Source organism: Legionella pneumophila subsp. pascullei, from assembly GCF_900637585.1.
Taxonomy (GTDB): Bacteria; Pseudomonadota; Gammaproteobacteria; order Legionellales; family Legionellaceae; genus Legionella; species Legionella pascullei.
In genome coordinates, this window is the sequence record NZ_LR134380.1 from 614,896 (window position 1) to 627,500 (window position 12,605).

Genomic DNA, 12,605 nt, shown 5'->3' on the forward strand with positions numbered 1-12,605 from the left:
ATACAGTCGTTATAAGTCAAGCAATGGCAGTTGCATACTTTGATACATATTTTCCTGCTTTAATTTAACTCCTATACCTAATAATCGTACAGGCATGCATTTTCTGGCAAAACCTTCTTGTATCAGTTGACGTAAAACGATTAAATCAAGCTTGTCATGAACTCGTTCAATGGTTGTTTGCTGAAAGTCATTAAACTTCAATTTTACAAATAGATTGTGAATACCAGAAATTTTACCCGCTCGTTGTATCCGTGCTTCCAGGCGCACCAGAAGATCTGGTAAGGCCGCCAGGCAAGCTTCACTATTTGGCAAGTCTATTGGATAGGTTTCTTCAACGCTGATGGATTTTCGAATACGCTCAGGATTAACGGGGCGATTATCAATGCCTCTCGCTAACTCATAAAGTCTCTGTCCTATGGTACCAAATTTATGTAATAGATATTCAACGGAATATCGCTGCAAATCAGCGCAGGTTTTAATGTTAAGAGCATTCAATTTTTCTTCCATCTTGGGCCCTACACCGAATAATTTACGTACAGGTAAATCCAGAATAAATGCGCTAACGTCTTCAGGTCTAATAACCATTTGCCCATTGGGTTTATGCCAATCACTGGCTATTTTTGCAAGGCTCTTATTTGGCGCAATGCCTGCGCTCGCAGTGAGTTGTCTTGTTTGATAAATTCGGGCGCGAATCTCTTGCGCAATCCAGGTGGCGCTCCCCTGACATTGTGTGGATTCAGTGACATCAAGATAGGCTTCATCTAATGACAAAGGTTCGATAATGTCTGTATACTCTGCCAATAGGGTTCTAATATATTGACTTTCTTTTTGATATACATCCATACGTACTGGTCGTAAGATGAGTTCTCGACAAAGTTTCAATGCATGGGCTGTTGGCATTGCAGAGTGTATGCCAAATTGACGGGCGGCATAATTACAAGTTGCTATTACTCCACGACGTTTTGTCTCCCCGCCTACGGCGATAGGTTTATTTGCCAGCTCTGGGAAATCACGCATTTCAATTGCTGCATAAAAACAGTCCATGTCAATATGGATAATTTTTCTTATAGGATTCATTTTTCAATCGTAGATTGCAGTAACAGGGATTTTAGTATTAGGTCTTAACGGATTTTCTTTAACCTGTAAAGTTTAGTCTACAGAATAACTATTTCTTTATCTTATTTGATTAAGAATATAAGATTGTAATCAAAGGAAGCAACCAGGATATGTTCTGTAAATGACGTTTTCCATACTTTTCAAAAACGTTAATAGTAGAGTTTTAAGGCCTGTTTTTAAATTTACATCACAGTTGTGATAACTCAATTGAACCAAGAATTACAAAATGGTACCTTAATATGACCTTAACGTAAGGGTTAGTGTGTTATTTGCGGGTGTAGTTCAATGGTAGAACCTCAGCTTCCCAAGCTGATGGCGTGGGTTCGATTCCCATCACCCGCTCAATAAAATAAGGTTGCCTGTCTTCATAGAGTCCATAAGGCGGTAATCATAGAAAACTTAATAGCTATAGGCTCATCATTAAAAAACCACAGAATGCGGTATTGCTAGGTGCTAGCGATTGTTCAATTTTTGTTTTCATCTGGTTAATGATATCCCTGTAAGATTCATAAAACTCCCAAGAAGGGCTCGGGTTATATACGAGATCAAGGTTCAGTTCTTTAATGATATTTTGGGTTGTCGTAGGTTTTATAAACACATCCACTTCAGGATTAAAGTAAGCCTGAAAAACAGTCATTAATGTCCACTTCGCCAGTTTCTCTCTTTGAAATTGAAAAAGAAGCTCTTCAAAGCCTTCCTGTTCATTTCCATACAAAAGTTCTTTTAATCCTTTTGCAATAAGTACTTTATCGTTTGGGGGAGTTCTTTTGATAAAATCTCTAAATTTAGGTTTTTCAAATATTGAAATCAAAGATGACTGAGTAACAATTTTCAACATGGAATTTGTTATTTCATCAGGGTTTTTAAAATTTTGCTTGGCAAAACTCCCTTGAGCCAAAGCAACCATCTTATCCATTTTATGTTTTTTACCCATTTCAATCATTTCAGGGTGGTAGAAACCGCCTGGATATCTTTCCAGAAAATTAGAGGCTGCCTTTTTAAGTTTTTTAATATCCATAAATTAACCTTTTGTCACAACAACAGAATCAATTAAGAAACAAAAATGGTTCCAGGTGGCCATTATTAAACTTATTATGTAATGATTGGCTGGCAATGTGGGCAAAATGCGGAGTGGCGCCCGGCAATCACGACAGTTTCTATTTTATTTTCACATACCAAACAGGGGAGATTTTTCCTGCCATAAACCTTTAAAGCAAAACGAAAGTACCCCGGTTTACCATCAGAAGAATAGAAATCACGAAGTGTCGTCCCTCCAGCCTCTATGGCAGATTCAAGTATCTTTTTGATGTGACCAGTCAGAGAATTGAATTCTTCTGTAGTTATCTTTTTTGCAGAGGTATTTGGATGGATTTTGGCAAGAAAAAGACTCTCTGCCGCATAAATATTACCTATCCCGACAACAATTTGACTATCCATAATAAATGACTTGATGGATTGCGATTTATTCGCAGCTTTACGTAATAAGTACTCGCTATTAAAGTCATCAGATAGAGGTTCTGGGCCTAAATGAGCGAGGAGTGGGTGTTCATAGGGATTTTCATCAATGTAAATCAATAGGCCAAATCTTCTTGGATCGCAGAATCTGAGAGCAAGCCCATTATTAATGTGCAGATCAACATGATCATGTTTTTGAGGATTTGCTGTCTGGGAGACGATACGCAAATGTCCAGACATTCCAAGATGGATGAGAAGATAACCTTTATCCATATGAAGTAAGATGTATTTTCCTCTACGGGTAATAGCTGTTATATGCTTTCCTTCGCATAATTCATTCAGGTTTAGAGGTACTGGTAGTCTAAGTTTTCGATTACGCACTTGCACCGCGGTAATCATACGGCCTTCAAGATGGGGTTTAATACCTTGCTTTGTTGTTTCGACTTCGGGTAATTCAGGCATTATTTTTTATCATCATGTTCTATAATTCTTCCTTGTTCTTTCTGGGATGATTTGCTGGGGAAGAAATATTCCTTAGCTAAGGCTCCAAGCCAGAGTATTCCACCGATGATTACGCCCCAAATGGCCACATAAAAAAACATGAACAATAAGGCTATAACTATTGCGATCCCAACACCAATCACTATAAAAGGCACAATATTTTCAATCAATTTCTGAACTTTATCGCTCATGTCTATATCCTGATAAAATAAGATGAGTAAATTTATTATCGACTACATCATTAAATCATGCAATGAAATGATAAAAAATGTGTTATCATTACACATATATTGATTCTATAATTTAGGAATAAAATACATTCACTCTTAAATTATAGTTATTTTTATAATTCCGTACAATGTGGGGTTATTATGATATTCGGCTTTTTAAACCTGTCTTTCTGGGGATATGTTCTTGCAACTTTTATCCTGACTCAAATCACAATTGCATCTGTTACTATCTATCTTCATCGGAACCAGACTCATAGAGCGTTAACATTACACCCTGTGGTCAGTCATTTTTTCCGTTTATGGTTATGGCTAACTACGGGTATGGTTACTGCAGATTGGGTTGCTATCCATCGCAAGCACCATGCAACAACTGATGTTGAGGGAGACCCTCATAGCCCAGTGGTTGAGGGAATCAGGAAGGTATTTTGGCAAGGCGCTGAACTTTACAGAGAGGCACGCAAGGACAGGGATATGGTTGCCAAATATTCTCATGGCACACCAACCGATTGGATAGAGCGAAATGTTTACTCGCGCCATTCAAGCAAAGGCATCTTGCTGATGTTATTACTTGATTTGTTTTTCTTTGGGATTCCTGGAATTACGGTATGGGCAATCCAAATGATGTGGATTCCGCTGTTTGCTGCGGGAGTCATCAATGGCATCGGCCATTATTGGGGATACAGGAATTTTGAATGTCCTGATGCCGCTACTAATATCATTCCCTGGGGATTTTGGATTGGTGGAGAAGAGTTACATAATAATCATCACACCTTTGCTTCCTCAGCCAAATTTTCAGTGAAATGGTGGGAGTTTGATATTGGCTGGATGTATATTCGCATTCTTTCCTTTTTTGGATTGGCCAAGGTAAAAAAATTACCTCCCAAATTGGCTATGGATGAAGGAAAATTCCATGTTGATCTGGATACTGTGAGAGCAGTTATTTCAAATCGCTTTCAAGTGATGTCTAATTACTATAAGAATGTCATCAGGCCTATTTTGAAGTATGAAAAAAATACCAGTATTGAGACAAAAGAAGACAAGAAACTGTTTCAACGGGCAGGCAGATTACTGCGTCGCGAAGATAAACTGTTATCAACAAAAGCTAAAACTCGTTTGCAAAAATTGCTGGATGCCCACGAACAATTGAGAGTGGTTTACTCTTATAAGCAATCATTACAAAATGTTTGGTTAAAAACAGCTACAACTCAAAAAGAACTGGTAGAAGCTCTGCAGCAATGGTGCCGCCAGGCTGAAGAATCAGGTCTTGATGTGCTGAAGCAATTCGCTCAGCAATTAAAAGGCTACGTACCTGTATATACCAGGGAGTGACGTTTTTCACTCCCTGTCAATGCGTAGCGAGAATAATATTCTAGTGGTGGCATATAAAATCATTGGGGAAAACAACAGCAACACTATTGTTAGAACCATTCAATATGACATTTCCAGCTTTCAATACGCATTGACCAACAGGTTGAGCATGCTTATTGGTTAAACCTGTTGGTGTAAAATATTGGGTGGCGCTAATGGTATAAGGTAGTGGAGAACAAATTAATTTTCCTATAGTTTTAGGATTGCTTCCTCCTTGTAAAATAATCGATTTACTAATTCCATCATCATTAGTTACGTTAAACGCCACACTTTGATCAAATTGAACAGGGGGAGTGGAAACAGCCACTTGAACTTCACATGAATCATCTTTGGCAAAACCATATGGTGAAAGTGTCAATGAGACAACGGATAGTGTTGTAACTAAAAATTTATTAAACATAATACCCTCATTCTATGAATACTGTTTCTGATATTGAAAATCACGAATACATGATGCTCACTTAAAAGCAGGTTTAGGGTATCTTCATTCGATTTATAATGCAAATCAGCTATCATTAGCACATTAATATTAGAGTTCTAACATGAGCAAAAATAAAATAGCTGAATTATTGTTGCTAACTTAGTATTATATATATGTCATTGACAAGAAAGTTAAATTAGATTGTAGTAATGTAATGTTACCTAGCAACAAAAGGAGTTGTCGATGGATAAAATGATAGCGATTGTAACCGGGGGAACAGGTGGTATTGGTTCTGCTATTAGTCAGCGTTTAGCTGATAGTTATCAAGTTGTGGCATGCTACTATAAAGATGGAAGACATGAAGAAGCAAAAAAATGGCAAGATGAGCAAAAACAACTTGGTTATGACATTGATATCGTCTATGGAGATATAGCTCAATATAGTGATTGCGAAAAAATCACATCCCTGGTGATGGAGCGTTATGGCCGTATAGATGTTCTGGTTAATAATGCAGGCATTACTAAAGATTGCAGTTTAAGAAAAATGACACCTCAACAATGGCAACAGGTTTTAGATGCCAACTTGACTAGTGTATTCAATATGACACGCAATGTAGTTCCAGTGATGTTGGAAAGAGGTTATGGCCGCATAGTCAGCATTTCTTCCATTAATGGAAGAAAAGGGCAGTTTGGCCAATGCAACTATGCTTCTACCAAGGCAGCCTTATTTGGCTTTACCAAGAGTCTTGCATTAGAAGTAGCAAGTAAAGGTATTACAGTGAATACTGTATCACCAGGGTATATTGAAACCCCTATGCTGGCTGCATTGAAAGAAGAAGTGCTCAATTCAATCATATCCAGTATTCCCGTAGGTCGATTGGGATACCCAAAAGAAATTGCCGATGCCGTTGCATTTTTAGTATCGCCAGATAGTGGATTTATTACAGGGGCAAATCTGGACGTTAACGGCGGTCAATATATGTAGCTATAGTTTGAATCATCAATTAAGAGTCCCACGGGATTGTGAACATGCTATTTACTGTTCACAATGCACCTTGGGGTTTTGAAATGATGCCTGCGATCACTGTTAATAATCAATAAAATACAAGCCTCAATTTTAATTCATAAATTGGGAATGAGAAAAACTAATAGAGAAATTCATGCTGAATAATAATGTGGTATTGATTACTGGTGGTACCGGTGACATTGGTACGGCTGTTGCCAAACAATTGGACTCAACTTTTAAACACGTCATTGCTTTGGACTTGGTTACTGATGATGAAGGAGAGGCATGGCTTCATGACTTGAAGGAACAAGGCTATAAAAATATCGATTTCAGGCATATGGATGTGACTGATTATGAGCAATGTGCTGAAGTAATAGGCTTAATTGTTGAAGAGTTTGGTGGTGTTGATGTACTGATTAATAATGCAGGAATTACCCGAGATGCCGTATTTACCAAAATGTCCAAAAGGCAATGGGATGAAGTGTTACGTGTCAATCTCGATGGGATGTTCAATGTGACCAAACAAGTCGTAGAGAGTATGAAAGCCCAAGAGTCAGGTCGGATAGTGAATGTGTCTTCGGTTAATGCTCAGAAAGGGCAATTTTCCCAGGCTAATTATGCTGCTTCAAAAGCTGGAGTATATGGTTTTACCAAAAGTCTGGCTCAAGAGTTAATGATTAAAAATATTACTGTAAACAGCATTTCTCCTGGTTATGTTAATACTCGTCTGATGAAAGGTATTAGACCGGATATTCTGGAGGGGATTATTAATTTGATACCCGCAAAAAGATTGGCAGAACCGCAAGAAATTGCTTGGGCTATTGAATTTCTAATTAGTGAAAAAAGTCGTTATATCACTGGAGCAAATCTTAGTGTGAATGGTGGTTTGCATATGTATTAATTTTTAACTTTGAATGAAATTATAAAAGAAGCGCGCAAGAATTACTCTTGGGTTTAAATAAACAAACTATACCAATTTTGCACCTCATTTTATAATTGTATTTCTATGAATAATACTTGAGAAAACAATGACTCGACTCATAAAAAAATACAAAAATCGAAGACTGTATGATACTGAAATTAGTCAATATATTACTGTTGAGCAACTGCAAAAATATGTTGTGGATGGTATTGATTTCAAAATAGAAGATTCCGAAACAGGAAAGGATTTAACTAATTCGGTTTTGTTGCAAATCATAGTGGAAATGGAGGCAGGCCCAACACAGTTTTTGTCTTCTGAAATTTTACGTCAAATCATTTCATTAGCCAATCATCCCATGCATGTTTCCTTTAAGGAAATGATGGAACAAATGTTTCATGCAATGGACAAGCCCTTACAAAGTAATCCTTACCAGCAAGCAACTGAGGTTTGGAATAAGCAAATGCAACAAATGATGCAGCAATGGCAAAAAATGTTTAAGGTTTAAAAATTTACCCTTTAATTTTTTGTGGTTAATAAACTGTTTTACTTTGCGAATTTCACTGTTGGTTCAGAAAATACAATATGCATGAAAAATACAAGGATGAAATCATGATTTTTGGTGCGCTGCAAAAAAATTAAGATAAGATATTGACAAATAATCAAGATAGGGTCTACTATTATATTGTGCAGTGCAACAATATGGAGAATATTATGACCCAATACAATTTTGAAAGATGGAGTGAAATGGCCAAAAAAATACAAGAGCCTTTCCAAGCCATAGCTGAACTGAATGTTAAAACCCTGCAAGGGTTGAGTTATTTAAAACCCGATGAACTGGCTCAGGTTAAAAAGCCTGAAGAAATGTTGGAAAAACAAATTAATTTGGCAGTTGAAAACGGCCACAAGGCTTTGGATTATATGCAAAAATCTTTTCAAATTATTGAAAAAGCCATGTTAAGTTTTGTGCAAGAAGCTAAAAAAACAACTGCTGAAGTAAAGAAATAATTCCTTAAAAAGGCTTATTTGGTAAAAATAAGCCTTTTTTATTTTCATATCGTTGGGCATGTTTCCAGCCATCAGGTTCTAGATAATAACCAAATTAAGCCATTAAAATAGATATCAATTTTTTCATTAAGAGCCGCCGAGTATCGAGCTAATAAAAACACTGGCCATTTCATAAAACAAATAATATCTATACCGGTGTAACCACTCAAAATTATAGCTTAACAATAAGATATTAATTTATAAGCTATCGAATATCAAAAAGCTGGCATCCACTAGAGACAGGTTTTGCAGGCAATACAACCTGAATGTTAATCCCTTTTATAGTCGGGCTGCTGCGCGCCTTATCAAGGTAATCAATTAAAGGGACATCTACTACCTTACCATATTGAGAAGATGCTTGGCGGAAAAACAGTTCGTTGTTAATCCAAATGGCAAAGCCTAAGTGGGAAATATCCAATTCTGTCCCTATTTGTTGGCGCAAGTCCCAATTAGGTCTGATGATTTCAATAATAGCTCCATTAGGAATTTGGGAAAACAAATGAAGGTTAGGTTTATTCTCTGAAAATAAGGCAGTGAACGGAATATAAGGAACATTAGAAAGTGACGTTTCGAGCTTTTTACCCTTGTTTTTTAGTTCTACCAGACGTTTTTCCTGTTCATTTTTATCTTGTTTTTGCAATCGAATGGTATCAATCGTTTTATGATCGTACCATTGAGGTTTATTGATTAATGCATTAGCAACTAGAGCAACAGGTTGTTTTTTTTCATTTCTGATGGAGAAGGTAATGTCTTTAAGTAAACCTCTCTTCTGGTTATAGTTATTCCAGTCTATAGAGGTAAAATGATTTCTGTTTATATATGATCTTTTGCCATTTTTATAGCGAGTATGGTTTAAACACTCCTGGAATGATTCCAGAGAGTTAGCCAATGCTAAAGAAAGTACTGTATTGACATATGTATCACAATCAAAGCCATCAACTCGATATCTGGGAAATTGGTCATAGCGAGCGTCAGGGCCTTCGCCCAAAGAGCCAAGGATATATTTTGTCCCTTTAAAGTATGCGCTGATCTGGTCAATTCTATCTGCCATAGAAGTGTTCGGCATGGTATTGAGTGTGTGATATAGTTTCCTAATTGAAGAATTCGCCTGTTCTTCAATAGCAGCTGAGTTAGTAGCAATCGAAGGGGTGGATTGGGTTAAACCCGTATCAGCATCTTCCTTAATATTGGTTGATTGGTTGCTATAACTGGAAATACTGGTAATAAAAAAAGTGAAATATATTAAGTATCTTTTGGGAGTAGGAATAGGTTTCATAAGTCCTGATTGATATTTTAAATCTAATTTTGGTTATATATTAACCTTTTTCAGAGGTTGGAGGCAATAATGCTCAATCTAATATGGTTAGGAATGATACTGGTTTCAGTGGTTGTTGGGATTATTGAGGGGCGTATTGACGACGTAGTACGGGCGGTGACCGATTCTGCCAAGCTTGGATTTGAGCTGGCACTTGGTTTAGCTGGAATAATGACTCTCTGGTTAGGAATAATGTCTGTTGCTACAGAATCAGGCTTGGTTTCCATTTTAGGTAAAATACTCAAACCAGTGTTAAAACGATTATTTCCTGATATACCTGTTGAGCATCCTGCAATGGGAGCAATGGTAATGAACATTGCTGCGAATATGTTGGGTCTCGCTAATGCCGCGACCCCTTTTGGGTTACAGGCAATGAAAGAATTGCAGAGCCTTAATCAGAATTTGAAAGTTGCTACGAATTCGATGTGCACTTTTTTAGCAATAAACACATCCAGCGTTCAATTAATTCCTGCAACCGCTATCGCATTTCTTGCTGCAAATGGGAGCACAAACCCAAGTAGCGTGATCTTTACTTCTTTGATTGCGACGACTGTTTCTACACTGGTAGCTATCGTTGCTGTAAAACAATTAGCTAAATTACCGCGATTTAAAATTGAAAGGACAGATAGCTTATGAATGAATTCGCTAATCATTTATCCAATTGGATGTTTTTGACTTTCATCGTAGGTATCCCTTTGTATGCCGCGATTAAAAAGGTAAATGTATTTGATGCTTTTATAGTTGGTGCAAAACAAGGTTTTGATGTTAGCGTAAAGCTTATACCTTATTTAGTTGCAATGATGGTTGCCATTGGTATGTTAAGAGCCTCAGGATTTTTTTCCTTAATGAGTCAGATCTTATCTCCAGCGTTGGCTATGATAGGAATGCCTTCCGAATTATTACCTTTAGCTCTTATCAGACCTTTCTCTGGAAGTGCCTCAACAGGAGTTATGGCGGAATTGATTCATAAATACGGGGGCGATTCATTCATCGCAAAAACAGCAGCCACAATGATGGGAAGTACAGAAACTACTTTTTATGTGATTGCAGTTTATTTCGGCTCAGTAGGTATCAGAAGAACAAGGCATGCTATTCCTGCTGGATTATTGGCAGATTTAGCCGGAATCATTGCTTCAGTATTAATTTGTCGTTATTTGTTTACATGATATAAAACAAAATTATATCTCCATTATTTAGAGACTATCAGCCTTATAAAGAGGTATCTGCTGTTATTTAGGAGAGTGAGTTTGAGTATTGTAATTTTATTGGACAGGGTTTGATGTACGGAAAAATTCGACGCGTGTCTATTATCCAACATTAATTTTCTTTTTCCCTTTGCTTGCCAGTTGAGCTTGTTCGAAAAGCTTTAATCGAGCTAAAAGGGTACTGGCTTTTGCCTTGAATGCGGCCATTTCTCTTGCTGGGACTGGAGCTGCAGTAGGAAGGCTTATTGTAGTTGGGTTTCTTGGTTGATTATTGACATGAAGCTCGTAATGACAATGAGGCCCAGTCGCCAGACCGGTTTGGCCTACATAGCCAATAACTTGACCTCGTTTTACTTTACTACCTTTTGATAGACCCTTCTGAAATTTGAGTAAATGCCCATAAACTGTACTGTATGTTTTATCATGTTTAATTTTAATCATATTGCCATATCCGTTATGCCTATCGATGATAGTAATAACCCCATCACCAGTAGCATGTATCGGAGTGCCAATCGGGGCTGCCAAATCGATGCCTTTGTGCGCTCTCCTGTAATGAAGAATGGGATGGTATCTGGATAAAGCAAAAGTCGAGCTTATGTGGCTGAATTTAATGGGATAGCGAGTAAAGGCCTTTTTAAAGCTGGTGCCTTGTGGGGTAAAATAGTCTTGCTCACCATGGGCGTTAGTATGACGTATTGCTTGATAGGTTTTTCCACGATTAGTATAGGTCACTACTAGAATGTCACCAACTCCTACCATTTTATCTTCAATATAATAAGCATCATAAATTATCGAGAATTGATCCCCTGAGCGTAGAGATCTGGAAAAATCTATTTCTTTGTTAAAGATAGTGGTCATTTGACGGACTAATTTTGAGGGGATATTAAAACGTTGAGCTGTTGTGTACAAAGAACCTTGAACTGTTGCAGTCACATAACGATTTTGAGTGGTTGTTTTTTTGGAGTCAATTTTGGTTTTGTATACTTTCCCTGAGCGATAAACGGTCAGTGTTTGAATGGCGTTTACAGGGACAATTAATTTTTCCAATTTATTTTTTTTAATTAAAAATTGTAATTTCTGGTTTGGTTTGATTCTTGTAAGCATTTTGGCATGCGGGTTGTTTTTTATCACGGCATTTAAGTTTTGTGCAGTTAGTCCTAGCCTATGGAAAATCGTCGCCATGGAATCCCCTGGATGAGGATTGACTATTTGCCATTCGTTATCTTTTTTAACATCGGTTTTATTGATTGGTTTGTCTTGCTTGTCTTGTTTAGTTTGTATAGATTTTGTAACAGATTTAATGTCAGGCTTTTCATGCGGAACTTCAGCGGAAGCTTCAGCAGATATATCTCTTGATAATTCTTCTGATAGTTGGGGGTATAAAACAGATTGATCAGCATAATTTTTTCGTTTAGGGTGTGAAAAATTTTTCACTAACAAATACGGGAGCGAAAAGGCAAATACCAACGCAAAAATCGCTAATAGCTTTGATGAGTTACCAGATTTTCTTTTTGGTATATTCGGTCTTTTATCCATTTTTTGCCTATATTGCCGTCATCTGAAAAATGCTGCTATTTAAATTTCAATCAATATATCACAGTCATTATTTGGAAGTGACCGCTACCTTAAGTCAACTAAATCGACTCTTATTTGGATATTTTGTTATATTTTTCTCAATTTAGAGTAATAAATTATCTTAAAATGTACCATTTGGTATAGCAGGAAATTGCTAACCGGGCTAAGATACTCGCTGTGAGAAGATAGGTCAATCATTTATATGGGTTTTAATGACATGATAGTTCAAGATTCAGTTTGTTCCGAATTAATGCGGGGGTGCGAGGAAATTCTTCCTATACCTGAATTGGAAAAGAAATTACAAAAAGGTATCCCATTGAAAATAAAGGCAGGTTTTGATCCAACAGCCCCTGATCTTCACTTGGGACATACTGTACTACTTAATAAGTTGCGACAGTTTCAGCAATTTGGTCATGAGGTTGTTTTTTTGATTGGTGATTTCACAGCC

15 protein-coding genes and 1 tRNA gene (1 of these 16 running past the window's edge) are annotated in these 12,605 nt (G+C 37.1%); 9 read left to right on the forward strand and 7 right to left on the reverse strand.

Going from position 1 to position 12,605, the window contains the following annotated elements:
- Positions 1-9: 9 nt before the first annotated feature.
- The gene (gene dinB, locus EL201_RS02885) at positions 10-1,077 is read right to left on the reverse strand and encodes a DNA polymerase IV (RefSeq protein WP_027223616.1); all 1,068 of its coding nucleotides are present in this window, start codon (positions 1,075-1,077) and stop codon (positions 10-12) included.
- Positions 1,078-1,387: 310 nt separating this feature from the next.
- Here dinB and EL201_RS02890 point away from each other — a divergent pair.
- Positions 1,388-1,458, forward strand: a tRNA-Gly gene (locus tag EL201_RS02890).
- Positions 1,459-1,522: 64 nt separating this feature from the next.
- Here EL201_RS02890 and EL201_RS02895 read toward each other — a convergent pair.
- The 3 genes from EL201_RS02895 to EL201_RS02905 all read right to left on the reverse strand — a co-directional run bounded on the left by EL201_RS02895 (position 1,523) and on the right by EL201_RS02905 (position 3,263).
- Positions 1,523-2,134, reverse strand: coding sequence for a hypothetical protein (locus tag EL201_RS02895; protein WP_027223617.1), 612 nt, complete (start codon positions 2,132-2,134; stop codon positions 1,523-1,525).
- Positions 2,135-2,208: 74 nt separating this feature from the next.
- A complete protein-coding gene (mutM, locus tag EL201_RS02900) occupies positions 2,209-3,033 on the reverse strand; it encodes a bifunctional DNA-formamidopyrimidine glycosylase/DNA-(apurinic or apyrimidinic site) lyase (RefSeq protein WP_027223618.1) in 825 nt (274 codons plus the stop codon).
- On the reverse strand, positions 3,033-3,263 hold the full coding sequence (locus tag EL201_RS02905) for a hypothetical protein (protein ID WP_011214789.1): 231 nt from the start codon (positions 3,261-3,263) through the stop codon (positions 3,033-3,035). Before EL201_RS02905 ends, mutM begins: the two co-directional genes overlap by 1 nt.
- 180 nt (positions 3,264-3,443) lie before the next feature.
- On the opposite strand from EL201_RS02905, the gene EL201_RS02910 reads away from it, so the two are divergent.
- Positions 3,444-4,631, forward strand: a complete 1,188-nt coding sequence (locus EL201_RS02910; RefSeq protein ID WP_027223619.1) for a DesA family fatty acid desaturase — start codon at positions 3,444-3,446, stop codon at positions 4,629-4,631.
- Positions 4,632-4,671: 40 nt separating this feature from the next.
- On the opposite strand, the gene EL201_RS02915 is transcribed toward EL201_RS02910, so the two are convergent.
- The gene (locus EL201_RS02915; RefSeq protein ID WP_027223620.1) at positions 4,672-5,070 is read right to left on the reverse strand and encodes a hypothetical protein; all 399 of its coding nucleotides are present in this window, start codon (positions 5,068-5,070) and stop codon (positions 4,672-4,674) included.
- A 264-nt stretch (positions 5,071-5,334) separates the two neighbouring features.
- Here EL201_RS02915 and phbB point away from each other — a divergent pair, with 264 nt between their 5' ends.
- The 4 genes from phbB (at position 5,335) to EL201_RS02935 (ending at position 8,023) form a co-directional block, all read left to right on the forward strand.
- Complete coding sequence (gene phbB / locus EL201_RS02920) at positions 5,335-6,075, forward strand: acetoacetyl-CoA reductase (RefSeq protein ID WP_027223621.1); 741 nt, start codon at positions 5,335-5,337, stop codon at positions 6,073-6,075.
- Positions 6,076-6,250: 175 nt separating this feature from the next.
- A complete protein-coding gene (locus EL201_RS02925; RefSeq protein ID WP_027223622.1) occupies positions 6,251-6,997 on the forward strand; it encodes a 3-oxoacyl-ACP reductase in 747 nt (248 codons plus the stop codon).
- Positions 6,998-7,124: 127 nt separating this feature from the next.
- Positions 7,125-7,523: a polyhydroxyalkanoate synthesis regulator DNA-binding domain-containing protein gene (locus EL201_RS02930; RefSeq protein ID WP_027223623.1), complete on the forward strand. Its 399-nt coding sequence runs from the start codon at positions 7,125-7,127 to the stop codon at positions 7,521-7,523.
- A 206-nt stretch (positions 7,524-7,729) separates the two neighbouring features.
- Positions 7,730-8,023, forward strand: a complete 294-nt coding sequence (locus EL201_RS02935) for a phasin family protein (RefSeq protein ID WP_014843422.1) — start codon at positions 7,730-7,732, stop codon at positions 8,021-8,023.
- A 244-nt stretch (positions 8,024-8,267) separates the two neighbouring features.
- On the opposite strand, the gene EL201_RS02940 is transcribed toward EL201_RS02935, so the two are convergent.
- Positions 8,268-9,338 (reverse strand): N-acetylmuramoyl-L-alanine amidase-like domain-containing protein, encoded by a 1,071-nt coding sequence (locus tag EL201_RS02940; RefSeq protein ID WP_027223624.1) that lies wholly within the window; start codon positions 9,336-9,338, stop codon positions 8,268-8,270.
- Positions 9,339-9,407: 69 nt separating this feature from the next.
- Here EL201_RS02940 and EL201_RS02945 point away from each other — a divergent pair, with 69 nt between their 5' ends.
- Both EL201_RS02945 and EL201_RS02950 read left to right on the forward strand, forming a co-directional pair.
- Positions 9,408-10,013: a nucleoside recognition domain-containing protein gene (locus tag EL201_RS02945; RefSeq protein ID WP_027223625.1), complete on the forward strand. Its 606-nt coding sequence runs from the start codon at positions 9,408-9,410 to the stop codon at positions 10,011-10,013.
- Entirely contained in the window at positions 10,010-10,543 is a 534-nt protein-coding gene (locus EL201_RS02950; RefSeq protein ID WP_027223626.1) for a spore maturation protein, read from the forward strand. Before EL201_RS02945 ends, EL201_RS02950 begins: the two co-directional genes overlap by 4 nt.
- Before the next feature lie 141 nt (positions 10,544-10,684).
- On the opposite strand, the gene EL201_RS02955 is transcribed toward EL201_RS02950, so the two are convergent.
- Positions 10,685-12,118, reverse strand: a complete 1,434-nt coding sequence (locus EL201_RS02955) for a peptidoglycan DD-metalloendopeptidase family protein (RefSeq protein WP_027223627.1) — start codon at positions 12,116-12,118, stop codon at positions 10,685-10,687.
- 256 nt (positions 12,119-12,374) lie between these two features.
- Here EL201_RS02955 and tyrS point away from each other — a divergent pair, with 256 nt between their 5' ends.
- Positions 12,375-12,605, forward strand: the beginning of a protein-coding gene (tyrS, locus tag EL201_RS02960; protein WP_027223628.1) for a tyrosine--tRNA ligase. Its footprint extends 975 nt past the window's final position; 231 of the gene's 1,206 nt are visible here — the first part of the coding sequence; its start codon is at positions 12,375-12,377; the stop codon falls past the right edge of the window.